This window comes from Microcystis sp. M049S2, from assembly GCF_020245625.1.
GTDB lineage: Bacteria > Cyanobacteriota > Cyanobacteriia > Cyanobacteriales > Microcystaceae > Microcystis > Microcystis ichthyoblabe_A.
Map to the genome: position 1 here is coordinate 1 of NZ_JADBUN010000010.1, position 21,435 is coordinate 21,435.

Consider the following 21,435-nt stretch of genomic DNA (forward strand, 5'->3'; position numbering starts at 1 on the left):
AAGTCCTTGAGCTAGAAGCGATTGGCGAACTCGACCAAATTTTCAGCTACATCAACGCTGTCATTGCCGCCAGAGTAAATGGTCATTCCTAAATCGCTCTACCATATTGTTCGACAACGCGCTAGGTTCCGGTGTGAATACTGTCACTATCCCGAACTCCTCAGTTCCGCCCCTCTTTCGATCGACCATATTCAACCCTTTATCCAGAATGCCCGACGGCAATGGATAGCCGGCCAACTCCATCCACCCAAGGATGACCCACAACAAGAAATTAGTGAGACTTAAGGCGTGGTTTAAAAAAGGTTGATCGGGAGTAACAAAAGCTTAATCCTGATTATTTATTTCCCTTTTTGTCTTTTGCATAAGTAGAAAACGGGTTTCTCCGAGAAACCCGTTTTCTGTGGGTTACTCAACGGATTTAAAAATTAGGTAAAACCCCACACCCTGCCCCCACAAGAAACTTTTTGCCGCAAACCCTAAATATTGGCTTTCTCTCTTTAACGGCTGATTCCGCGAAGTTGCTCCAGAAGTTGATCAAGAATGTCTTCCATCTCTTCCGGGCTTCTGCCCATCCTGACCGGTCCGCGCAGAAACTCTTTAACCGTTATCTTTTTATCGCGGAAGTCACGGACAAAATTATAGACTTTTTCGGTGGATTGAACTTGTAATTTCATCTCCTCTAGCATTTGCTCAATCGGGTCGATGCCATCCTTCTCACAAGCGCGACTGGCCCTCACCATCTCGCCTTCCGGGGTATTTCGCACCGAGCGCAGTTCTCTTTTCAGGTTCTCGTATTGCTTTTTAAGTAGTTCGTTATTGGTTTCAACCCTCTCGCACTGTCGTTTAAGGTCGCTTTCCGATGAGCCTTCAACCGCGAAAGAGTCCCCCATTTGATGCTGTCGTTCGATTTCGAGCAGTTTGGCAATATCTCCCTCTTTATAGGCACGGTTGACTTCCTTCATAATCTCGTTGTGACGCATCCGAGTTTCGGGATCCGTAACCTTGTCGGGGTGAAAAATCTCGGCCATTCTCAGGAAAGTGCGGCGTATTTGTCTAGATTCGGGAGATTTAGGCGAGCTTTCAGGTGATATCTCTGTTCCATCATCGTTACGGCCGTAGGAGTCTCCCCCAGAGAAGAAATCCTGCGCGGATTGCTCCGATGATCCTTCCGACTCTTCGTCTCCGAAAAGTTCGTCTAGTTCTTCATCTTCATCCTCAAATTTTGGGCTAATCACCCCCGTTAACTGAAGTGTCTCGTAAATTCCGAGAATCCTTTTTTTTGTCTGCTGCCCCATTTTTCTAGCAGTGAGGATTTCGTCAAAAAGGGCGTGTATTTCGCTGTCGAGGTCGATAAGTTTTTGATAGAGGGGTTGCCCTCTCTGGAAAATCTCTGTCGCCAAGGAACGCATCTGGTCGAGGAATTTCTTCAGTTCGTTGCGTTTTCTGCCAATCTGCTTGAGGAGCCACTGATGCTCCTCCTCTAAAGCTTGGAGACGAAAATGTAGGGAAGACAGCGCCAAGGCAGGAGAGGTGGGCGAATCAGAGGAGTTCGGTGATTTCGGCTGTTTGGATCTGGTCATTACTTTGGGGTGAAAGCATATTGTCCATTCTACCAAGCCGGAAGGAGCCGCATTCCTAAAACTCACCCTTGGCTCATTTTGTTGTTTCTCCCTACTCCCATCACCCCATCACCCCTGCGCCGGCGCTCCTGCGGAAACCTTTTTAAGTGCCTAGAAGCTAGATATATCAATGGTCTTAATTAATTCTTATCAATCGAATTAAATTTTTGTAAATCAAATTCTCGATCGGATTAATTATTTTTTCCAAATTCCGCTAGACTTATTTAGTAAGTTCAATCGAGATTCAATATTCCATAGCTAAATTTCTATAGCACAGGCTAGAAGGGAAGTTTAGCGAGGGATTCCTTTACCCATAATTCAGCACACATACTTGCTTTAGCAGCAGGCAGGAGATTCTATGTCAAATTTTTCGAGACGGAAATTCTTAACCACAGCGGCAGTTTCAGCGGCAGGGGCCGTTGTCCTCAAAGGTTGTGTAGGTAATCCCCCCGACACTACGGGTGGAACCACCACCACCGCGCCCGCTTCCCCGGTTGCTTCTCCCGTAGCGGTGGCCCCCGGAGAGGCCCCCGAAACCACCAAAATTAAATTAGGTTATATCCCGATTGTTGAATCAGCACCTTTAATTATTGCCAAGGAAAAAGGCTTTTTTGCTAAACACGGGATGCCCGATGTGGAAGTCTCCAAACAAGCAAACTGGGGATCTGCTAGAGATAACGTGGAAATTGGGGCAGATGCGGGCGGAATTGACGGAGGACAGTGGCAAATGCCCATGCCTTACCTAATTTCCGAGGGACTAATCACCAAAAATAACGTTAAAGTCCCCATGTATGTGTTAGCGCAGTTAAACACCCAGGGTAACGGAATCGCGATCGCGGGTAAACACGAGGGCAAAAATATCGGTTTAGACCTAAAACCCGCCAAAGATTACATCCTCGGCATGAAAACGACGGGAACTCCCTTTAAAGCCGCCTATACTTTCCCGAAAGCTAACCAAGACTTCTGGATTCGTTACTGGTTAGCCGCCGGTGGGATTAACCCCGATACGGATATTAACCTAATTGCCGTACCCGCAGCCCAAACCGTGGCCAACATGAAAACCGGAACCATGGATGCGTTTAGTACCGGCGATCCTTGGCCGGCGCGAATTGTAGCTGATCAGATCGGTTTTATGTCAGCTTTAACCGCAGAAATCTGGCCCTATCACCCGGAAGAATACCTCGCTATCCGCGCTGATTGGGTGGATAAAAACCCGAAAGCCACCAAAGCGGTGTTAAAAGGAATTATGGAAGCGCAGCAATGGCTCGATCAAGAGGCAAATCGGGCAGAAGCGGCGGCAATTCTCGCTAAACCGGCTTATTTCAACCTCAAGGAAGAAATTATCGCCGGTCCCCTCAAAGGAATGCAGAAAATGGGTGACGGTAAACCGGAAATCACCGACAAAAATAAAGGAGTTTTCTACTGGAAAGATCCCGTCGGTAGCGTTTCCTATCCCTATAAGAGTCATGATCTCTGGTTTTTAACCGAAAGTGTTCGTTGGGGTTTCTTGCCGAAAGAAACTTTAACCACTGCCTCCACCTTAATCGACAAAGTTAACCGCGAGGATCTTTGGAAAGCGGCAGCTACAGAATTAGGAGTTCCCGCAGCTGATATTCCCACCAGTACCTCCCGCGGTGTCGAAAAATTCTTTGATGGCAAAACTTTTGATCCTGCTAATCCCCAAGCTTATCTCGATAGTTTGGCGATCAAAAAATAGCGAGCTTTTACCGATAGGCTAGGTGCATAAAATATCTAGTCTATCAATCCCAAAAATGTTTTCTTCTCTCCCCAATCCAGTAACTTTATTTTCAACAAAGGAAAACGGCAAAATGGCAAGTAGCGTCAGCAGAAAAAGTAACGGTGGTTTCAACTTCAGTAAATTCTGGAAAAAGCATTCCCAAGATATTCTTCCCCCGATTATCGGTACCCTGGGTTTTCTGATTGTTTGGCAATTAGTCTCGATGGTGGGATTAATCAAATTACCCCCCCCATCCGACCTAATCACCAATGAACGGACTCGTACCTATTTAATGTATCCTTTCTTTGATCGTGGGGGCATTGATAAGGGACTATTCTGGCAAACTTTAGCGAGTCTGCAACGGGTATTAATCGGTTATTTTTTTGCCGCAGTGGTTGGTATTGGCGTTGGGATTATGGTCGGTTTAAATTCTTTCTTAAATAAGGCACTCGATCCCCTTTTTCAATTCCTGAGAACAGTTCCTCCTCTTGCTTGGGTTCCCCTATCTTTGGCCGCTTTACAACAAAACCAACCTGCTGCTTTATTCGTGATCTTTATTACCGCAGTTTGGCCGATTTTGATTAATACCACCGTCGGTGTCCAACAAATTCCCCAAGACTATATCAACGTTAAACAAGTCTTGCAATTGTCCAGCAAAAAATTCTTCTTCAAGATATTAATTCCCTCGGCACTTCCCTACATATTCACTGGTTTGAGAATTGCGATCGGTTTAGCTTGGTTAGCGATTATTGCGGCTGAAATCGTTATGTCGGGTATCGTCGGTATCGGTTTCTTTATCTGGGATGCCTACCAAAATAACTACATTAGCGATATTATTCTCGCTCTGTTTTATATCGGGGGTGTGGGTTTATTACTCGATCGCTTTATGGCTTGGTTGCAAACTCAAATCGTTCGTCAATAGGGGATTAATGGGGAAACTTTCCCCATTTTTCAAATAACTGAAAATTGAGCAAATTTAAGGAGAAAAAAACTATGAGTTTGTTTGTCGCTGTCGATAACATCGATAAAGTATTCCCCCTCAGTGGTGGCGGTGAATATGTGGCCTTGAAAGGTATCGATTTACAGATCAAAAAAGGGGAATTTATCTCCCTCATCGGTCACTCTGGTTGCGGAAAATCCACCCTCTTAAACATGATCGCTGGTTTAGATTTGCCCACAGAAGGGGTGGTGACTTTGCAAGGTCAAAGCATTAAAAAACCGGGACCCGATCGCATGGTAGTTTTCCAAAACTATTCCCTTTTGCCCTGGTTAACCGTCAAAGAAAATATCACTCTAGCCGTCGATCAAGTTCTCACCCAACTATCAGAAGATGAAAGAAAAGCCGAAGTCGAAAAATATATCGATCTGGTCAATCTTCGTCATGCAGTGGATAAACGTCCCAACGAATTATCGGGGGGGATGAAACAACGGGTAGCGATCGCTCGCGCCCTAGCCATCCGCCCGAAAGTCCTGCTTTTAGATGAACCCTTTGGGGCGTTAGATGCCCTGACTAGAGGTAATCTACAGGAACAGTTAATGCAGCTGTGCGAAGAATACCAAATGACCTCGGTAATGGTGACGCACGATGTGGATGAAGCGGTGCTATTATCCGATCGCATCGTCATGCTCACCAATGGCCCCGGCTCAAAAATTGGCGGTATTTTGGAAGTGGATATCCCCCGTCCCCGCAAACGCATGGAAGTGGTGGAACACCCCAGTTACTACAGTCTCCGGAGTGAAATTATCTATTTCCTCAACCAACAAAAACGGATCAAAAAACTACGCGCTCGCAAAGTCGAAGTGATTGCCCGTCACGGTTTAGAAAAAGTCAATCTAGAGATCGGTTTTGTTCCCCTCACCGCTTGCGCGCCCCTAGCAGTGGCCAAAGAAAAGGGATTCTTCACTAAACATGGTCTAGATGAGGTGAATTTAGTCCGGGAAACCAGTTGGCGAGGCGTTGTGGATGGGATCGCGGGGGGATTCCTCGACGGGGCGCAAATGCCTTCAGGAATGCCCACCTGGTTAACCGTCGGTGGTTATCAGGAGCAACCTTTGCCGATTGTCAGCGCCCTGACGATGACTCGTAACGGTAACGGTGTCACCCTCGCTAAACGCTTCTATGACGAGGGAGTGATTGACGGTAACGCCTTAAGACAGATGCTATTGGAATCGAGGGATCAGCGCCATATTTTTGGCATTGTTCACCCCTCCTCCATGCACAATTTGCTCCTACGTTACTGGTTAGCGGCAGCGGGAATTGACCCCGATAAAGACGTTCACCTCGAAACTATTCCCCCAGCCCAAATGGTAGCCGACCTGAAAACCGGTAGTATTGACGGTTACTGTGTCGGTGAACCTTGGAATCTCAGGTCCGCCATGGAAGGTATCGGTTACACCGTCGCCACCGACTTAGAAATCTGGCAGGGCCACCCAGGTAAGGCCCTGGGAGTTCGGGAAGATTGGGCCAATAAATACCCTAATACCCACGTCGCTTTAGTTAAAGCACTGCTGGAAGGTTGTCGCTACTGTGCCGAGGAAGGGAATCAGGAAGAAATTCGTCAAATCCTCGCCAGTCGTCAGTATCTTAGTACCAATATCGATTATATCCAACTGGGTGATCCCAACTCCTACGCGTGCAGTCTCGATCAACCGATGAAAGAATATGCACACCATCTGTTCTATGGAGATGGGGTAAATCGTCCCAGTCGTACCGAACACCTCTGGATGATGACCCAAATGGCACGCTGGGGCCACATTCCTTTCCCCCGTAACTGGGTAGAAATTCTCGAACGCGTCTGTCGGGTGGGTGTCTTTAGTACCGCAGCCCGGGAATTGGGTCTAGGGGATATTAAATATCGTCGCACACCGATCCTTTTATTCGATGGTATCGAGTTTAATGCCGAGGATCCGATCGGTTATCTCAATAGTTTAGAGATCAAACAAAACATCACTATGGCCGAAGTGGCTATTGATGCTCGTCCTAGTGCCAGTGAATCTCGCAAAATTGCCTAAAAATCGACTAAGGGGATAATTCCTAGCCAATTATCCCCGGCCATTGCTCCTATTAACTAATTTCCCCCAAAGACTAATCATGTACACTACCACCGACACCGTTAACCGAGCAACCCAGACCCCCAGTAAAGAAGCTTTTGTTACCATTGAAGGAGTTTCTAAGGTTTATCCCACTCCTAGAGGCCCCTACACCGTCCTCAAGGACGTTAATCTCAACATCAATGAAGGTGAATTTATCTGTGTGATCGGTCACTCCGGTTGCGGTAAATCCACCCTATTAAATATGGTGTCGGGTTTTTCTTCTCCCACCGATGGCATCGTTAAAGTTAACGGTAAGAAAATTACTAAACCCGGGCCCGATCGCATGGTAGTGTTTCAAAACTATGCTTTATTGCCTTGGTTAAGTGTTTTTGAAAATGTCTATCTCGCGGTAGATGCGGTGTCTCCCAATGCTCCAGAGGCACAAAAACGCTCGATCGTGCGGGAACATTTAGCGATGGTGGGTTTAACCGAAGCTATGGACAAAACCCCTCCCCAAATCTCCGGGGGGATGAAACAACGGGTTTCGATCGCCCGGGCCCTTTCTATCCGTCCCGAAGTATTAATTCTCGATGAACCTTTCGGCGCTTTGGATGCGATTACCAAAGAGGAATTACAGGAAGAATTGCTGAAAATCTGGCAAGATAAACGCTGTACGGTGTTGATGATTACCCACGATATCGATGAGGCCCTTTTCCTCGCTGATAAGCTGGTAATGATGACCAATGGACCGGAAGCGAAAATCGGCGAAGTGATGAATATTCCTTTCCCCCGTCCCCGCGATCGAGAGAGAATTATGGAGGATCCGGAATATTATCGTCTGCGTAACTATGCCCTCGACTTCCTCTATAATCGTTTCGCTCACGATGATGTTAGCTAGATGTGAGCATTTGTATTAGTTTGGGGTGCGGTTGACTTAATAGCGATCGCACCTAGATTTTTTTTCTAGGGAAGCCTTCTTCAAGTAAAATTATTTCTAAGTAGGGTTTGCTGAATAAATCTAAAAACCTTGTTGGGTAAGACTTTTAGACTTTTTTCCCCTCAAAAAGTGCCAGCACTTGGAGTGATCGGGGGGAAAATTCAGGTACTTTTTCCCTGAAAATTAGGTAGTTGACCACCTGAAAATCGGTAAAACCCTACACCCCACACCCCACACCCCACACCCTGCCCCCACGAAAAACTTTTTGCCGCAAACCCTACTTAATTGATCATGCTCAAACAGATACGGAAACTACTTATCAATTTCGGTCAACAATGGCGCGATGAAGATTTCATGAGGTCGATTCATCTCATTGAAAACATAGTTTCTAAGGTTTTATCCGTAGCCTTAATTGTTGTTATTATTGTTTCTCTTTATGATCTAGTAGTTATCTTAATCCAAGATTTATTTACTACGGAACCCGTCGGTTTTTTTAGTAAAACTTTAATTGAAATTTTCGGATTATTTCTCAATATTTTGATCGCTTTAGAGTTATTAGAAAACGTCACTGCTTACTTAAGAAAACACATCGTACAGGTTGAATTAGTCGTAGTTACGGCTTTAATTGCCATCTCTCGAAAAATTATTATTTTCGACCCCAATAAATACAGTAAAGATGATTTAATTGCCCTCACTGTGGGAACCTTAGCTTTAGCGGCAAGTTATTGGTTAATCAGGAAAGTTAATCGCGATAATCGTTCTTGAAGTAGTGATTAACTACCCAGACAGAATTAATCACAGATATTTTTTACTTCTAGAGTTGAGCAGTTCCGGGGTTCTCTCCTGCCAGAGTGTGAATTTAACTTTGTCCAATTACTGATTAGGGAAAGGGGTAGATTTAGAAAACCTAACCCTTCTAAATATTTACTCGACTCTGGAAATATTACCCGCTTTAATCCAACCTTCGCGACCATCGGACAGACGCACACGATGCCATTGGCCATCGCTGCTGGTTCCCACCACACTGACTTTAGTATTATAATCCAGACCGCCGAGACGAGTCGATTCACTGGTAGGTTCAGAGCGCAGACTTAAACCGCTTTGCCATGTCACCCGCGCTTGATAACCCTCGGATGTGGCTTCTCTTTTTCTTGCTTCGGGACTGGGTTTCGGGGCAGCTTTTGGTGCTGGGGCAGCTGTGGGAGACTCTTTCACCTCAGCTTGGGGTTGTTCTTGGACGGGAGTAGTGGGGATGGGTTTAGCAGCTTTTTCCTCCTTAGTTTCCTCTTTTTTCTCCTCGGTAAAGACGGGTTTAGGAGGATTAGAATTCATGCCAGAGAGAAGCATATAGGCGACAGCAGTAGCCCCACCGACTAAAATGACCACTCCCATGACAAAACCGACCATGAATTGCAATAAACCAGATAAACGCTTCATATTGGTGCTAAATTAACTGTTAGGATTAACATTAAAACGATCATCGCGAGAGGCTAAACGAGCTTTACCGGACTTAGCCCAATCCTGTAGAAACTGGATCTGTTCTTGAGCAGTGCGAGCCAGGGGGATAATCTGACTAGCGGCCTCAAGCACATCATCGGTGCTAAAGTCGCGATTTTGACTAAAACCGATGTGCATCGCTTCCACGATGGTTTGTTCGATTTCTGCCCCCGAAAAATCGGGAGTTTCGTAGGCTAGTCGCTTTATATCATAACTTTTTAGATTATGGGGCCGGACTTTCCCTAAATGAACGCTAAAAATCTCCTCGCGGGACTTTTGGCTAGGTAGTCCGACAAAAAATATCTCATCGAAGCGTCCTTTTCGCAACATTTCCGGGGGCAAAGATTGGATGTTATTAGCCGTAGCGACGACAAAAACGGGCGATTGTTTCTCCGCTAACCAAGTGATAAAAGTCCCGAAAACCCGCCCGGTGGTTCCTCCGTCGCCTTTCCCATCCACTCCGGCGAAAGCTTTATCAATTTCGTCTATCCACAGCACACAGGGAGCTAAAGCTTCAGCGAGATTAATCATCTGACGGGTACGCGATTCCGATTCTCCCACCAATCCGCCAAATAAACGCCCCACGTCTAGACGCAGCAGGGGTAAGTGCCAATGATGGGAAATAGCTTTCGCTGTCAGGGATTTACCCGTCCCTTGAATTCCCACCAATAGTAAACCCCGGGGATTGGGTAAACCGTAGGCGCGGGCGCGTTCACTAAAGGCACCACCGCGACGAATCAGCCAGTCTTTGAGATTATCTAGTCCCCCGATGTCAGAAATCTGCTCTGTGGCGGGATAAAAGTCTAATATCTGGGTTTGACGAATAGATTGGCGTTTTTCTGCCAAAATTAATTCCACGTCCTCTGGCTCAATTTTGCCGTGACTGGCTAAACATTTGGTCAAAACCCGACGAATTCTCTCTAGGGATAATCCTTGGGCAGAAAGCACTAATTCATCCAGGAGTGGTTCTTTGACGGGTTGTCCGGTGGCAGCGATTAATCGCTGGATTTCCTGTTTGATTTCTTCGCCACTGGGGAGAGGAAAATCGACGACGGTGATTACTTCGGTGAGATCCGAGGGGATAGACAGTTCGGGAGCGACGATAATTAGGTTTTTGGGCTGAGATTTCAGGGAACGGGCAAGATTTCGCAATTTTCTGGCGATGGCAATATCTTCTAAAAAGCGCTGGAAATCCCGTAAGATTATGATGGCGGCGATGTTAGTCGGCAGCTTTTCGACGAATTCAAGAGCTTGCAGGGGATTACGCCGAGCAAAGTTCTCATTATTGGGATTATCTTGATAACCATCCACAAAATCCCAGACATAGACAGCACGGTTATTGCTCTGTTTGGCAATATCGGCGATCGCTTTTTCGAGACGTTCTTCTTCTAAGGTGCTAACATAAATGAGAGGATAACGGGCCCGCAGCAGTAATTGAAATTCTTCACCAAAGCTCATAGCTATTCGTCTATAGTTTTTGCTATTTATATCGTCATCACAAAATATAGCAGTTAGCCGTCTCTTGGATATTTTAGTACAAATGCTCGAAGTTTCTCTCCGGATATCCCTGTTCTGGTGTAGTCTTAACGAGTAGTTTACTGCATTCCTCCTCAAGATGAAGTGTAACCTAATTTTGATATCTACGACGAGAGACCGACTCCTCAAAACAAAAACTTTCTACCTCACTATTAGGATAACTGCTATGTATGAATAATGTTATTGACCATGATCGTTTATTTAAGGAATTAATTGCGACTTTTTTTGTTGAATTTATTCAGTTGTTTTTTCCTGAGATTATCAATTGTTTAGAGCCTAATCAGATCACATTTTTAGACAAAGAAGTCTTTACAGATGTCACGGAAGGAGAAAAGTATGAAAGTGATTTAGTCGCCCAAGTTCAATTTCGAGGACAATCATCATTTTTCTTAATTCATCTAGAAGCACAGTCTAGCTCTCAACCAGAATTTAATCGGCGAATGTTTACTTATTTTGCTCGCCTGCATCAAAAATTTGCCTTACCAGTTTATCCGATTGTCATATTTTCCTATGAGCGTCCGCAAAAAGAAGCAATTCGTCAATATAAAATCCAGTTTCCCGACTTAAAAGTGTTAGAATTCAACTATCAAGTTGTCCAGTTAAATCGCTTGAATTGGCGGGATTTTCTCAATCAAGCTAATCCCGTCGCCGCCGCTTTGATGGCGAAGATGAAAATTGCCCCTCGGGATAGAGCAAAAGTTAAGGCACAATGTCTAAGATTATTGGTAACATTAAGATTAGATGCCGCTAGAATGCAATTGATTTCAGGTTTTGTCGATACCTATCTCAATCTCAACTCGTCCGAGGAGATAGAATTTCAACAGGAGATTAGCAAATTTATTCAACCCGAACAGGAGGGAGTTATGCAGATTACCACCAGTTGGATGCGCCGCGGTTTAGAACAGGGTTTAGAACAGGGTTTAGAACAGGGTTTAGAACAGGGGTTAGAACAGGGTTTAGAACAGGGTTTAGAACAGGGGTTAGAACGGGGTTTAGCAAGAGAAAGAAATCTAATTATTCGTCTGATTAAACGTAAGCTAGGAGCTATTGATGTGGCTCTAGAGAGTCGGATTATGACCTTGAATATTGATGATCTGGAACGACTGGGGGAAGCTTTATTTGATTTTTCAACAGGGGAGGATTTAACTAATTGGTTAAATGCTTTAGATTCTTAGTAATTTCCTCTTAAAATTCACAGAATGCTATTGATAGATATGAGTATAACTTTTGAAAATGCTATTCAACAAACTCAAGATTTACTAAATCAAATTGAGTTTTTAGATACCGATACAATTACTCAGAAAATTACTGAGTTAGTCTCAACAGAAAATGGAGCTAGAGGATTTTTTGTTACTTATTTAACCAGCGATTTACCCTATACAGAACATCCTAGTTTGGAGGTAATCACCGCTTTAAAAACTTCCCCGATATTGGTGAATGAATTATTAGTTAAAAATCTGGCCATGTCCACGGCAATGGTCATCTATCATCGCAGTCAAGGAGACGAAGCAAACGCCCAAGGTTCTGAGAAAGTCCAAGAAAAAACTGGTCAACTAATTAAGCAGTTATTATCGCAGTCCTTGGCGGAAAAATTACAACAATTAGCCACCAGTTTAAACACAGGACAAGGAGAATATCAAGCCTTTCTAGAACGCTGGGGATATGATGATTGCCAACGTCAAGCGATCGCAGGAATTATTCAACCTTTTCTTTAGTAACTAGGGTTTGCTGGAAAAGTTGGTTGGTGGGAGCAGGGTGTAGGGTGCGGGCTTCGGCCGTGAGCTCAGGCTTCGACGGTGAGCTCAGCCGAACCGCCGAACGGGTGTAGGGTGTGGGGTTTTGCCCATTCCGATCAATACAGGGTCCAGCACTTTTGGATGGCCAAAAAGTCTAAAAGTCTTATCCAACAAGCTTTTTGGATTTATTCAGCCGGAGTTCGGTATTTCCTAGTCAACTTTCGGGAGGTAAAACCGCAAGCCGATGATGGGATTTGAACCCACGACCAATTGATTACGAATCAACTACTCTACCACTGAGCTACATCGGCACATTGCCAACTTCCGATTATATCACGGACAATAGATACAAAGCTAGAAAGATTTTTTTATGAGCAAATCCCCTCGACTCGATCCCCAAAAATACGCCCGCTTGAAAGAGGAAGCGGCTAATCCCTACCGAGGTCTGCGGCAGTTTATCTATCTCGGTTTAGGTGCTTCTGGTTTTATCGGTGCGGTGGTTTTTCTAGCCCAATTAGCGGCAGGCAGGGACGTAGCCACCGCCTTACCCAATTTTGCCCTACAAATCGGTGTGGTGGCCCTGATGATTTGGTTATTTCGTCGGGAGAAAAAAGCTGGCGGTTGAGGGAGTAGCCACCGATAGCCAAAACAGTCTCTTCCCCTGAAGAATAAAAGTTAACATTAACTCCAGTCTTTTCGTGTTATGATCGAGCCGAGAGTCAAGATTGGTGTTCAAGTTCGTTTTCAGTATTAACTCGGTAAGTCTTTTACTTTAGTATTGTTCGGCTTCTCCCTGAATTTTGTGTCTCCACACCGTTTCGAGTATTGTTCGAGGATTCAAGTATTATGTCTATTTTTGTTGGTAATCTCTCTTACGAGATTTCCCAAGAAGATCTGGTCGATGTCTTTAAAGACTACGGCGAGGTTAAAAGGGTTCATGTCCCCGTTGACAAAGAGACAGGCCGCAAACGCGGTTTCGCCTTCGTGGAAATGGTAAGTAAAGGCCAGGAAACCGCCGCAATTGAGGCACTGGATGGTGCTGACTGGATGGGGCGATCAATTAAAGTTAACCAGGCCCGCGATCGTGAAGAGCGCACGCCCTTCAATGGTGGTGGTAGTGACAGAAAAAAACGCTATTAAGCTTTTTTTGTAAATAATTGTGGGAGGGTGGACAGGGTTCACCCTTTTTTTGTCGTTAATTAGGGTTTGCGGCAAAAAGTTTTTCGTGGGGGCAGGGTGTGGGGTGTGGGGTGTGGGGTGTGGGGTTTTACCCATTTTCAGGGGGTCAGTTACCTAATTTTCAGGGAAAAAGTACCTGAATTTTACCCCCGATCACTCCAAGTATCAGCACTTTTTGAGGTAAAAAAAGTCTAAAAACCTTATCTAACAAGGTTTTGAGATTTATTCAGCAAACCCCAAGTAAACTATAAGGAATATCGTCATCAGATTCTGATCGGCGATCGACTCTTTCTGTGTTATGATCGAGGCAAGAGTCAAGATTAGTGTTCAAGTTCGTTTCCAGTATTAATCCGGTAAGTCTTTTACTTTAGTATTGTTCGGCTTCTCCCTGAATTTTGTGTCTCCACACCGTTTCGAGTATTGATCGAGGATTCAAGTATTATGTCTATTTTTGTTGGTAATCTCTCTTACGACATTTCCCAAGATGATCTGGTCGAGGTCTTTAAAGAGTACGGCAACGTTCAAAGGGTTCATATTCCCGTTGACAAAGAGACAGGCCGCAAACGCGGTTTCGCCTTCGTGGAAATGGAAAGTAAAGCCCAGGAAACCACCGCAATTGAGGCACTGGATGGTGCTGAATGGATGGGGCGATCAATTAAAGTTAACGAAGCCCGCGAGCGTGAGGAGCGCGCACCCTTCAATGGTGGTGGTAGTGACAGAAAAAAACGCTATTAAGCTTTTTTTGTGAGTAATTGTGGAAGGGTGGACAGGGTTCACCCTTTTTTTGTCGGCAATTACGATCGCTGCTCCCCTCAAAACCAATAGAAATCTAAATGTCTGAGTCTCTCCAAAAGGTAACAAGTAAACTATAAAGGATATCGTCATCAGAATCTGATCGGCGATCGACTCCCGAATATATGGACAACAAAAACCCATGGAGACAACCTATACCCTAGCTGATGGGACTGAAGCACTTCAATGCCCCACTTTAGTCGAAGACGATCGCACGGGCATGAGTCCCGAAACCCTAAAACGGGCTTTTCTGGACAATCTATTTTATTTGCAAGGGGTTAACCGCACTAATGCCAGTCCCTACAATTACTATGTCGCCCTTGCCTACACCGTTCGCGATCGCCTGCTGCGTCGTTTTCTGAAATCCACCGACACCTACAAACAAGAAAAAGTTAAACTCGTCTGCTATTTCTCCGCCGAATTTCTCATGGGGCGGTATTTAGGTAATAATCTCGCTAATTTGGGTATTTACGACCTAATCAAAGAGACGATCGAGGAATTAGGTCTTGATTTTGAGGAAATTATCGAACAGGAACCAGATCCCGGCCTCGGAAACGGCGGTTTAGGGCGTTTAGCGGCTTGTTTCCTCGATTCCCTCGCTTCCCTAGAAATTCCCGCTATCGGTTACGGTATCCGCTACGAATTTGGCATTTTCCATCAAATGATCCAAGACGGTTGGCAGGTGGAAATCCCCGATAACTGGCTACGCTTCGGCAATCCTTGGGAATTACCTCGTCCCGATGAAAGTGTGGAAGTAAAACTGGGAGGCCGGACGGAAATCTATCACGATGATAAGGGACAGGAACGGGTACAATGGCTGCCGGAACGTCGGGTTTTAGCCATTCCCCACGATACCCCCGTCCCGGGTTACAAAACCAACACGGTTAATGCTTTGCGTCTCTGGAAAGCAGAAGCGAGTGAATCGTTTAATTTTGAGGCTTTTAACGCCGGGTTATACGATCAATCCGTGGCTGAAAAAATGGACGCGGAAACCATTTCTAAAGTCCTTTATCCCAACGATAACACCCCCGCCGGTCGCGAATTACGTCTCGCCCAACAATACTTTTTTGTGGCCGCTTCCCTGCAAGATTTAATTCGCATTCACCTAAAAAGCCACAAAAATCTGCAAAATTTCCACGAAACCGCCGCTATTCAACTGAACGACACTCACCCCGCCATTGCGATCGCTGAGTTAATGCGTTTGTTAGTGGATGAAAACGGCTTAGAATGGTCAAAAGCTTGGGCAATTACCCAAAAAACCTTCGCTTATACCAATCATACCCTATTGCCGGAAGCCCTAGAACGTTGGTCGGCGGATCTGATCGGGAAATTGCTGCCCCGACATCTAGAAATTATCTACCTGATCAATCACTTTTTCCTCGACGATGTGCGGACTTGGTTTCCCGATAACGAGGAACTATTGGGCAAATTGTCGATAGTTGAAGAAGCTGGTTGGGGTAATAAACAAATTCGCATGGCTAATTTAGCCTGTGTGGGTAGTCACTCGATTAACGGAGTCGCTGCCTTACACACCGAGTTACTGCAAAAAGACACCCTGAAAGAGTTTGCCATGCTCTGGCCAGAAAAATTCTACAATAAAACCAATGGTGTCACCCCGCGCCGGTGGATTTTATTGAGCAATCCCCAATTATCGGCACTATTTACCGAAAAAATCGGCGATAATTGGTTAAAAGACCTGAAGGAATTGCGAAAACTGGAACAATACCTTGATGATCCTGAATTCCGTCAGCGTTGGTATGAAATTAAACAGGCGAATAAGGCCGATTTAGCGGCTTATATGCTGAAAACCCGCAATATCGAGGTGGATGTTAATTCGATTTTCGACGTGCAGGTAAAACGGATTCACGAATACAAACGCCAACATCTGGCAGTTCTGCACATTATCGCCCTTTATAATCGCATTAAACAGAACCCTCAGATCGATATCGTGCCGCGCACTTTTATCTTTGGTGGTAAGGCAGCCCCCGGCTACTTTATGGCGAAGTTAATTATTAAGTTAACTAATGCTGTGGCTGAAATTGTGAATAAGGATCCTGATGTCAGAGGTCGTTTAAAAGTGGTTTTCCTGCCTAACTTTAACGTTTCTTTGGGTCAACGCATCTATCCGGCGGCGGATCTTTCCGAACAGATTTCTACGGCGGGTAAGGAAGCTTCCGGAACTGGTAATATGAAGTTTGCCATGAATGGCTCCCTCACCATCGGGACTCTGGACGGCGCTAATATCGAAATTCGCGAGGAAGCAGGGGCAGAAAATTTCTTCCTTTTTGGCTTGACAGCAGAAGAAGTTTATGCTAAGAAGGCCCACGGTTATGAACCGATGAGCTATTACAAAAATAATCGCGAATTGAAGGGAGTGATCGATCGAATCAAGAGTGGTTATTTTAGCCATGGTGACCAGGAATTATTCAGGCCGATCGTTGATTCTCTCCTCTACGATGACCAGTATATGCTTTTAGCTGATTATCAATCCTACGCTGATTGTCAGGAACAGGTAAGTGAAGCTTATCGCGATCGGGACAAGTGGACGCGGATGTCGATTCTTAACTCGGTTCGCATGGCTAAATTCTCTAGCGATCGCACAATCTGGGAATATTGTCAAGAGATTTGGAAAGTTAATCCGGTCAAGATTAGTTTAGAGGATTAAAAAACTCGGTCAAGTTCGGGTTTAGTCTTTGACTAGCCCGAATTCTGGAACCGTCGCCCCAAAAATGCTTTGTGAAAACGATAAAATTTATTATTTTTTGCTATCCAAAAACTGGCTCAACACTTTTGAGTTTTAGTGTGAATGATTCGGGGAGCTTTTTGATTATGAGGAAAAATAAAAATGTCAGTGATAATTGAACAAAACCTAGGGGAAATTTTATCTCAAATTAATCACAAATTAGAGAATTTACAAAAAGATGTTACAGACATCAAAATTGAGTTAACAGAAGCTAAGGGGGAAAGACAGGTATTAAAGGTGGAAATCGATAACCTGAAGCAAGATGTTAATGCGATTAAAAGTTCACAACAGGCTCAGATTTGGACATTGATCGGTATTTTAATTACGGCGGTAGGAGGGTTTTTAGTGGCAGTGGGTAGGTTTGTTATTTCGGGTAATCCTTAATTGCAATACCGTCTAAACCATGATTGAGAGTGATTGAATGATGGACTATGATTAGGTTATCTTTAGACAATCATGAGTATTTATTATTATGATAGTGTCGTTCTCTCGAAAAAATCACAGTCCATCACATAATCACATCAATCACAGTACAGACAATGATGGAAAACTATGCAACAGGGTTAGAAGAACAAGGAAATAATAAGTACCTAAGCAAAATTAATTACACATTTCGATAAAGCTTTTGCCTTTTGCCTCTTGCCTTTTGCCTATCTTCACTAGGAAATTTATTTTGCACGACTACTTACTCCTGCGGCTTGGTTACGGGATATAAGGTATAGAATCTTGTTAAGTACCTAAGCAAAATTAATTACACATTTCGATAAAGCTTTTGCCTTTTGCCTCTTGCCTTTTGCCTATCCTAACCAAGAAATTAATTTTGCACGACTACTTATGTAGAAGTCTAAAGCATGATCTATATGATTATTTAATTGACTGTCATTCTAGCCTGACCTATAATCATGGAAAGCTCAATCAGGAAAGTGAAAATGAGACAGGTACTTACAGCGAGAATTTTTCAAGAAGATAATTGGTTTGTTGCCCAATGTTTAGAGGTTGATGTTGCTAGTCAAGGGGAAACAGAAACCGAGGCGTTAAACAATCTGCAAGAGGCTTTAGAATTACATTTTGAACCGCCTTGTGCGACAGTTATTCCCCAATTACAGAAGATAGAGGTAGAAATCAATGCCGCTTAAGCCTTTATCTTATCGTGAGATTAAACGCAAGTTGGAAGCGGCAGGGTTTGAAGTTATTAGTCAAAAGGGGAGTCATGTTAAGTTTGCCAAGGATACTCCTGAAGGAAAAAGGACAACGATTGTTACCTCCTTATAACAGGGAACAATCGGTACAATTAGCAGTATTTTAAGGCAAGCGGGATTAAGGGTTGATGAGTTTGAGCGTTTATAGTTAATATCCTCTATAGCATTCTGTGTCATAATCGCCCTATATCAAGGGGACTCATCCTATCATAGAGTCATCCGCCAAAAAACATCATAGTCCCTCATTCAATCATTCTAATCACAGTACAGACAATGGATGAACAACGCGCCCAAGCTTATGTTAATTTAATTGAACAGTTGCTCGTTTGTACTAATGATGAGGAACCCAATAATATTCGGCTCTTCTGGTTTCTGTGTGGAAACGAGGTCTATACTGATGGTTTCTTCGTCAAAATAGCCCTAAAAGTCTTGCCCGATAAGCATTTCACAATTCCATAAGCAAAAATTATCACACAAAGTCGAGAAGAGCCAATATTCTACAAGCAAATCAGGAATTGATTGATCCCCAATTTTTGCAGGTGATGGAAAGCTATGCAACAGGGTTAGAATAATAAGGATACAATAATAACCATGCAGATTGATTTAACACAAAACTTTGGGCAATATCTCAACCCTCAAGCGAGAAATATAGAAGAATATGAGGCGTTTTTAACTGTTGGGGACATTGACAACAGGCTAAGGTGTTGTTAGTATATCCAACATGAAGGCTACCGCGCTCATTCGTCGTCGCGTCATCTTGGCCCCAGACGCATTCGCAGAAGTCACTGTCTGGCTTGTTCCCCAACCAGTTCTGCCATCGGAGCATCCTTACAAATATCGTCTCGCTTACATAGTCAACGGCAAATGTGTGTTGCGATATGATAACGAACGCGGTAAAGGCGATCACCGTCATTTCGATGGTGTGGAGTCTCTTTATGCTTTCTCTTCGCCAGACCAATTGATGGCCGACTTCAACTCTGACATTTTGAGGTGGAATTATGAACACGGTCGTTCTTGAAGTTCGCTCCTTGACTGACACCCTTGCCGATGCCGTTCAAGCGATGAAAACTGGTCGAGCAGAAAAAGAAGTTCGTATCAGTTTTGCTACCCCCGAACTTCTCTGGAAAGTTCTGACTGCCAAGCGGTGGGAACTCCTCAAAGCTATGTGCGGTGCTGGCCCCATTTCTATCCGTGAGGCGGCGAGGCGAGTACATCGGGATGTTAAAGCAGTACATGGAGATATTACGGCACTTTTAAATGTCGGTATTCTGAGTCGTGTAGCAGATGGGAGCGTAGAGTTCCCGTTTGAAGCGATCAAGGTTGAATTCATGTTGCAAGCCGTTTGATCGCCGGATTAGTAGCGATCGCGAATAAAGAGGACACATGAACCAAAAGTATTATCATTCTCTCGAAATTATGGCTCTACCGAACCTGTCATGTCAAACTATCACCAACTCATACTTGTAAAGCTTGTATAATAGGGCTTTGAGTTTTTGTTAGATTGATATTTATCAACTTTAGAGCATTGCTGGACAGAGAGGGAGCTTGGGGAGTTTTCTACAGTGTAAGTTCGGAAGAACCGAAATTATTAAGGATACCCTAAGAATAAATTTTGAAAAGTATGGGTATCCTGCCAGCGATAGATTGAAAAATCGCGGCGATCTGACGTTAAAATTTTCCCATGCCCTAAGTTTTCAGCTAATACTACTAATGAAGCATCAGCTAGATCCATTGGTATATCTTCATAACGTTCCATGAGTTGTTGCATTCGTCTAACATGATTTGATTGTAATTCAAATACTTCAAAACCACCTGCTAAGAAATTTTGAATAAATAGCAGTTGAGCATGATTACCGAGACGAGTTAGCAAAAGGTAACAAGTTTCGGTGACAACACACCAGGTTGTTATTAGGGGTTCTCGCAATCTTTGAATTACAAGCTGTGCTTGTTGATGATGATGATCTTGCTCATTGGCGAGGGCCAACCAGAAGCCTGTATCAACTATAATCATGTTTGGCTGACCATTCTTCCTTCAGGATAGTTTTATAATTAGTAGAAAGATCGGGCGAACCTTGTCCACACCCAATAAAACCGCTTTCTTTCAGCACTTTAAGGGGATCTGAGTTACGCGGGTGTAGTTTGGTATATTGTTGCTCAATAACTTGATTGAGCAGGGTAGTGATATCCTGATCGCTATGTTGTTGGATGTAGGCGAGTTTTTCCCTTTGTTCTTGGCTAAGATGGATGGTGATGTCCATAGTCTTTCTCCTTAATAATGTCTAAACTATGATTAGAATGATTGAATGATGGACTATGACTAGGTTATCCTTTGTCCTTGACAATCACGAATATTTATTGTATCACACTATATCATAAGGTCGCTCTCTCTCAAAAAAAATCACAGTCCATCACATAATCACATCAATCACAGTAGACCTCTTGCAAAAGTCTTAAGTCGATCCTTGTACAGCAACATTTTTGAAGATTATCAACTACTAATAAATAATTAACTCAAAGTCCCTCCCATTATTGTTTCTATCGTTTGTTTTCGGATTTATGCAAGAGGTCTAGTACAGACAATGAATGAACAACGCGCCCAAGCTTATGTTAATTTAATTGAACAGTTGCTCACTTGTGCTGATGATGAGGAACTCAATAATATTCTGCAAGCTAATCAGGAATTGATTGATCCCCAGTTTTTGCAGGTGATGGAAAACTATGCAACATGGTTAGAACAACAAGGACATAATAATCCCGTTGCTTGGTTACGGAATATGGTGCAACAGTTGGGGCAATATCTCAACCCTCAAGCGGGAACTATAGAGGAATATCAGGGGTTTTTATTAGAAGTATTACAAGCAGAAATAGAGAGTAATAGCGATCCTACGGTGGTTTATCCGATCCTAGAATGCCGTCAACATCTGTTAGATGATACTTTTGCCCAAGAGTTGCAACAATGGGCGAGAAATGAGTTTTCTCAAGGGAAACCAGAAGAAGTGGCAGGTATTGCAGGGGTGATTGGAACTTTATGTATTCATATTCAACAGTTTCCCTTGGGAAGTCGGGCTAATAACCAAGAAATTGCCATTACAGGATATCACACTCTGTTAGAAGTTTATACCCGTGATGCTTTTCCTGAAGATTGGGCAACGACACAAAATAATCTGGGGATTGCTTATAGTGATCGCATTTTTGGGGAAAGGGCAGATAATCTAGAGTTAGCCATCGCAGCTTATAACCAGTCATTAGAAGTCTATACCCGTGATGCCTTTCCTGAAGCTTGGGCGGCGTTGCATAATAGAGATATGAATGGAGGAAATCAAAATGCAATGCCCTGAATGTAAATCTACCCATATCCGTAAAAATGGCATCAATAAACAAGGTAAACAAAATCATATTTGTGTAACCTGTGGCCGTCAATTTATT

Annotated in this window: 24 protein-coding genes, 1 tRNA gene and 1 pseudogene; 20 read left to right on the plus strand and 6 right to left on the minus strand. The window is 43.9% G+C overall.

Annotated features, from left to right (window positions below):
* Nucleotides 1-78 precede the first annotated feature (78 nt).
* On the plus strand, nt 79-285 hold the full coding sequence (locus IM496_RS00790; RefSeq protein ID WP_147071021.1) for an HNH endonuclease: 207 nt from the start codon (nt 79-81) through the stop codon (nt 283-285).
* Nucleotides 286-497: 212 nt separating this feature from the next.
* Here IM496_RS00790 and IM496_RS00795 read toward each other — a convergent pair whose 3' ends face one another.
* Nucleotides 498-1,580 carry a molecular chaperone DnaJ gene (locus IM496_RS00795; RefSeq protein WP_287660963.1) on the minus strand — a complete coding sequence of 361 codons (1,083 nt, stop codon included), beginning with the start codon at nt 1,578-1,580 and terminating at the stop codon, nt 498-500.
* 397 nt (nt 1,581-1,977) lie between these two features.
* Here IM496_RS00795 and IM496_RS00800 point away from each other — a divergent pair, with 397 nt between their 5' ends.
* The 5 genes from IM496_RS00800 to IM496_RS00820 all read left to right on the plus strand — a co-directional run bounded on the left by IM496_RS00800 (nt 1,978) and on the right by IM496_RS00820 (nt 8,092).
* Complete coding sequence (locus IM496_RS00800) at nt 1,978-3,336, plus strand: CmpA/NrtA family ABC transporter substrate-binding protein (protein WP_287660964.1); 1,359 nt, start codon at nt 1,978-1,980, stop codon at nt 3,334-3,336.
* Between the two features lie 112 nt (nt 3,337-3,448).
* Complete coding sequence (gene ntrB, locus IM496_RS00805) at nt 3,449-4,279, plus strand: nitrate ABC transporter permease (protein WP_287660973.1); 831 nt, start codon at nt 3,449-3,451, stop codon at nt 4,277-4,279.
* Between the two features lie 71 nt (nt 4,280-4,350).
* Nucleotides 4,351-6,369, plus strand: coding sequence for an ABC transporter ATP-binding/substrate-binding protein (locus tag IM496_RS00810; protein ID WP_287660965.1), 2,019 nt, complete (start codon nt 4,351-4,353; stop codon nt 6,367-6,369).
* 79 nt (nt 6,370-6,448) lie between these two features.
* Nucleotides 6,449-7,288, plus strand: a complete 840-nt coding sequence (locus IM496_RS00815; protein WP_287660966.1) for a nitrate ABC transporter ATP-binding protein — start codon at nt 6,449-6,451, stop codon at nt 7,286-7,288.
* 330 nt (nt 7,289-7,618) lie between these two features.
* A complete protein-coding gene (locus IM496_RS00820; protein WP_066030004.1) occupies nt 7,619-8,092 on the plus strand; it encodes a phosphate-starvation-inducible PsiE family protein in 474 nt (157 codons plus the stop codon).
* Nucleotides 8,093-8,251: 159 nt separating this feature from the next.
* Here IM496_RS00820 and IM496_RS00825 read toward each other — a convergent pair whose 3' ends face one another.
* Both IM496_RS00825 and IM496_RS00830 read right to left on the minus strand, forming a co-directional pair.
* Nucleotides 8,252-8,764, minus strand: a complete 513-nt coding sequence (locus tag IM496_RS00825) for an SH3 domain-containing protein (protein WP_194017772.1) — start codon at nt 8,762-8,764, stop codon at nt 8,252-8,254.
* A 12-nt stretch (nt 8,765-8,776) separates the two neighbouring features.
* Nucleotides 8,777-10,282: a Ycf46 family AAA ATPase gene (locus IM496_RS00830; RefSeq protein WP_287660968.1), complete on the minus strand. Its 1,506-nt coding sequence runs from the start codon at nt 10,280-10,282 to the stop codon at nt 8,777-8,779.
* Between the two features lie 248 nt (nt 10,283-10,530).
* On the opposite strand from IM496_RS00830, the gene IM496_RS00835 reads away from it, so the two are divergent.
* On the plus strand, nt 10,531-11,535 hold the full coding sequence (locus IM496_RS00835) for a DUF4351 domain-containing protein (RefSeq protein WP_194017776.1): 1,005 nt from the start codon (nt 10,531-10,533) through the stop codon (nt 11,533-11,535).
* 39 nt (nt 11,536-11,574) lie between these two features.
* Nucleotides 11,575-12,075: a sll1618 family protein gene (locus IM496_RS00840; protein ID WP_194017778.1), complete on the plus strand. Its 501-nt coding sequence runs from the start codon at nt 11,575-11,577 to the stop codon at nt 12,073-12,075.
* Nucleotides 12,076-12,335: 260 nt separating this feature from the next.
* Here IM496_RS00840 and IM496_RS00845 read toward each other — a convergent pair.
* Nucleotides 12,336-12,407: transfer RNA gene (locus tag IM496_RS00845), tRNA-Thr, on the minus strand.
* Between the two features lie 59 nt (nt 12,408-12,466).
* On the opposite strand from IM496_RS00845, the gene IM496_RS00850 reads away from it, so the two are divergent.
* The 10 genes from IM496_RS00850 to IM496_RS00895 all read left to right on the plus strand — a co-directional run bounded on the left by IM496_RS00850 (nt 12,467) and on the right by IM496_RS00895 (nt 19,355).
* Nucleotides 12,467-12,721 carry a DUF3493 domain-containing protein gene (locus tag IM496_RS00850; RefSeq protein ID WP_002751490.1) on the plus strand — a complete coding sequence of 85 codons (255 nt, stop codon included), beginning with the start codon at nt 12,467-12,469 and terminating at the stop codon, nt 12,719-12,721.
* Nucleotides 12,722-12,942: 221 nt separating this feature from the next.
* A complete protein-coding gene (gene rbp / locus IM496_RS00855) occupies nt 12,943-13,236 on the plus strand; it encodes an RNA-binding regulator (protein WP_104397457.1) in 294 nt (97 codons plus the stop codon).
* A 480-nt stretch (nt 13,237-13,716) separates the two neighbouring features.
* A complete protein-coding gene (gene rbp, locus IM496_RS00860; protein WP_287660969.1) occupies nt 13,717-14,010 on the plus strand; it encodes an RNA-binding regulator in 294 nt (97 codons plus the stop codon).
* A 199-nt stretch (nt 14,011-14,209) separates the two neighbouring features.
* Complete coding sequence (locus tag IM496_RS00865; protein ID WP_194017359.1) at nt 14,210-16,732, plus strand: glycogen/starch/alpha-glucan phosphorylase; 2,523 nt, start codon at nt 14,210-14,212, stop codon at nt 16,730-16,732.
* 180 nt (nt 16,733-16,912) lie between these two features.
* The gene (locus tag IM496_RS00870; protein WP_194017356.1) at nt 16,913-17,194 is read left to right on the plus strand and encodes a hemolysin XhlA family protein; all 282 of its coding nucleotides are present in this window, start codon (nt 16,913-16,915) and stop codon (nt 17,192-17,194) included.
* A gap of 545 nt (nt 17,195-17,739) precedes the next feature.
* Nucleotides 17,740-17,946: a type II toxin-antitoxin system HicB family antitoxin gene (locus tag IM496_RS00875; RefSeq protein ID WP_002798743.1), complete on the plus strand. Its 207-nt coding sequence runs from the start codon at nt 17,740-17,742 to the stop codon at nt 17,944-17,946.
* Nucleotides 17,936-18,082 (plus strand): type II toxin-antitoxin system HicA family toxin, encoded by a 147-nt coding sequence (locus IM496_RS00880; RefSeq protein ID WP_194017354.1) that lies wholly within the window; start codon nt 17,936-17,938, stop codon nt 18,080-18,082. The genes IM496_RS00875 and IM496_RS00880 overlap by 11 nt, the downstream gene beginning before the upstream one ends.
* Before the next feature lie 200 nt (nt 18,083-18,282).
* Complete coding sequence (locus IM496_RS00885) at nt 18,283-18,468, plus strand: hypothetical protein (RefSeq protein ID WP_194017363.1); 186 nt, start codon at nt 18,283-18,285, stop codon at nt 18,466-18,468.
* Nucleotides 18,469-18,766: 298 nt separating this feature from the next.
* On the plus strand, nt 18,767-19,027 hold the full coding sequence (locus tag IM496_RS00890; RefSeq protein ID WP_287660971.1) for a toxin-antitoxin system TumE family protein: 261 nt from the start codon (nt 18,767-18,769) through the stop codon (nt 19,025-19,027).
* The gene (locus tag IM496_RS00895; RefSeq protein WP_002751511.1) at nt 19,008-19,355 is read left to right on the plus strand and encodes an HVO_A0114 family putative DNA-binding protein; all 348 of its coding nucleotides are present in this window, start codon (nt 19,008-19,010) and stop codon (nt 19,353-19,355) included. Before IM496_RS00890 ends, IM496_RS00895 begins: the two co-directional genes overlap by 20 nt.
* A 242-nt stretch (nt 19,356-19,597) precedes the next feature.
* Here the strand turns inward: IM496_RS00895 and IM496_RS00900 are convergent, their stop codons facing one another.
* Both IM496_RS00900 and IM496_RS00905 read right to left on the minus strand, forming a co-directional pair.
* Nucleotides 19,598-20,020: a type II toxin-antitoxin system VapC family toxin gene (locus IM496_RS00900; protein WP_016515273.1), complete on the minus strand. Its 423-nt coding sequence runs from the start codon at nt 20,018-20,020 to the stop codon at nt 19,598-19,600.
* Nucleotides 20,007-20,267, minus strand: coding sequence for a hypothetical protein (locus tag IM496_RS00905; RefSeq protein ID WP_002737535.1), 261 nt, complete (start codon nt 20,265-20,267; stop codon nt 20,007-20,009). Before IM496_RS00905 ends, IM496_RS00900 begins: the two co-directional genes overlap by 14 nt.
* Before the next feature lie 321 nt (nt 20,268-20,588).
* On the opposite strand from IM496_RS00905, the pseudogene IM496_RS00910 reads away from it, so the two are divergent.
* A pseudogene (locus tag IM496_RS00910) lies at nt 20,589-21,308 on the plus strand (hypothetical protein); the annotation flags it as partial.
* 25 nt (nt 21,309-21,333) lie between these two features.
* Nucleotides 21,334-21,435: IS1/IS1595 family N-terminal zinc-binding domain-containing protein (locus tag IM496_RS00915; RefSeq protein WP_420372283.1), on the plus strand; the 102-nt coding region annotated here is incomplete at its 3' end.

What these genes read in the sequence shown, in the direction of transcription:
- rbp (WP_287660969.1), top strand. Translation starts at nt 13,717, where the DNA reads ATGTCTATTTTTGTTGGTAATCTCTCTTACGACATTTCCCAAGATGAT.
- IM496_RS00790 (WP_147071021.1), top strand. Translation starts at nt 79, where the DNA reads ATGGTCATTCCTAAATCGCTCTACCATATTGTTCGACAACGCGCTAGG.
- IM496_RS00870 (WP_194017356.1), top strand. Translation starts at nt 16,913, where the DNA reads ATGTCAGTGATAATTGAACAAAACCTAGGGGAAATTTTATCTCAAATT.
- IM496_RS00900 (WP_016515273.1), bottom strand. Translation starts at nt 20,020, where the DNA reads ATGATTATAGTTGATACAGGCTTCTGGTTGGCCCTCGCCAATGAGCAA.
- IM496_RS00905 (WP_002737535.1), bottom strand. Translation starts at nt 20,267, where the DNA reads ATGGACATCACCATCCATCTTAGCCAAGAACAAAGGGAAAAACTCGCC.
- IM496_RS00800 (WP_287660964.1), top strand. Translation starts at nt 1,978, where the DNA reads ATGTCAAATTTTTCGAGACGGAAATTCTTAACCACAGCGGCAGTTTCA.
- IM496_RS00795 (WP_287660963.1), bottom strand. Translation starts at nt 1,580, where the DNA reads ATGACCAGATCCAAACAGCCGAAATCACCGAACTCCTCTGATTCGCCC.
- ntrB (WP_287660973.1), top strand. Translation starts at nt 3,449, where the DNA reads ATGGCAAGTAGCGTCAGCAGAAAAAGTAACGGTGGTTTCAACTTCAGT.
- IM496_RS00865 (WP_194017359.1), top strand. Translation starts at nt 14,210, where the DNA reads ATGGAGACAACCTATACCCTAGCTGATGGGACTGAAGCACTTCAATGC.
- IM496_RS00875 (WP_002798743.1), top strand. Translation starts at nt 17,740, where the DNA reads ATGAGACAGGTACTTACAGCGAGAATTTTTCAAGAAGATAATTGGTTT.
- rbp (WP_104397457.1), top strand. Translation starts at nt 12,943, where the DNA reads ATGTCTATTTTTGTTGGTAATCTCTCTTACGAGATTTCCCAAGAAGAT.
- IM496_RS00835 (WP_194017776.1), top strand. Translation starts at nt 10,531, where the DNA reads ATGAATAATGTTATTGACCATGATCGTTTATTTAAGGAATTAATTGCG.
- IM496_RS00820 (WP_066030004.1), top strand. Translation starts at nt 7,619, where the DNA reads ATGCTCAAACAGATACGGAAACTACTTATCAATTTCGGTCAACAATGG.
- IM496_RS00850 (WP_002751490.1), top strand. Translation starts at nt 12,467, where the DNA reads ATGAGCAAATCCCCTCGACTCGATCCCCAAAAATACGCCCGCTTGAAA.
- IM496_RS00840 (WP_194017778.1), top strand. Translation starts at nt 11,575, where the DNA reads ATGAGTATAACTTTTGAAAATGCTATTCAACAAACTCAAGATTTACTA.
- IM496_RS00885 (WP_194017363.1), top strand. Translation starts at nt 18,283, where the DNA reads ATGGATGAACAACGCGCCCAAGCTTATGTTAATTTAATTGAACAGTTG.
- IM496_RS00830 (WP_287660968.1), bottom strand. Translation starts at nt 10,282, where the DNA reads ATGAGCTTTGGTGAAGAATTTCAATTACTGCTGCGGGCCCGTTATCCT.
- IM496_RS00815 (WP_287660966.1), top strand. Translation starts at nt 6,449, where the DNA reads ATGTACACTACCACCGACACCGTTAACCGAGCAACCCAGACCCCCAGT.
- IM496_RS00825 (WP_194017772.1), bottom strand. Translation starts at nt 8,764, where the DNA reads ATGAAGCGTTTATCTGGTTTATTGCAATTCATGGTCGGTTTTGTCATG.
- IM496_RS00895 (WP_002751511.1), top strand. Translation starts at nt 19,008, where the DNA reads ATGAACACGGTCGTTCTTGAAGTTCGCTCCTTGACTGACACCCTTGCC.
- IM496_RS00810 (WP_287660965.1), top strand. Translation starts at nt 4,351, where the DNA reads ATGAGTTTGTTTGTCGCTGTCGATAACATCGATAAAGTATTCCCCCTC.
- IM496_RS00880 (WP_194017354.1), top strand. Translation starts at nt 17,936, where the DNA reads ATGCCGCTTAAGCCTTTATCTTATCGTGAGATTAAACGCAAGTTGGAA.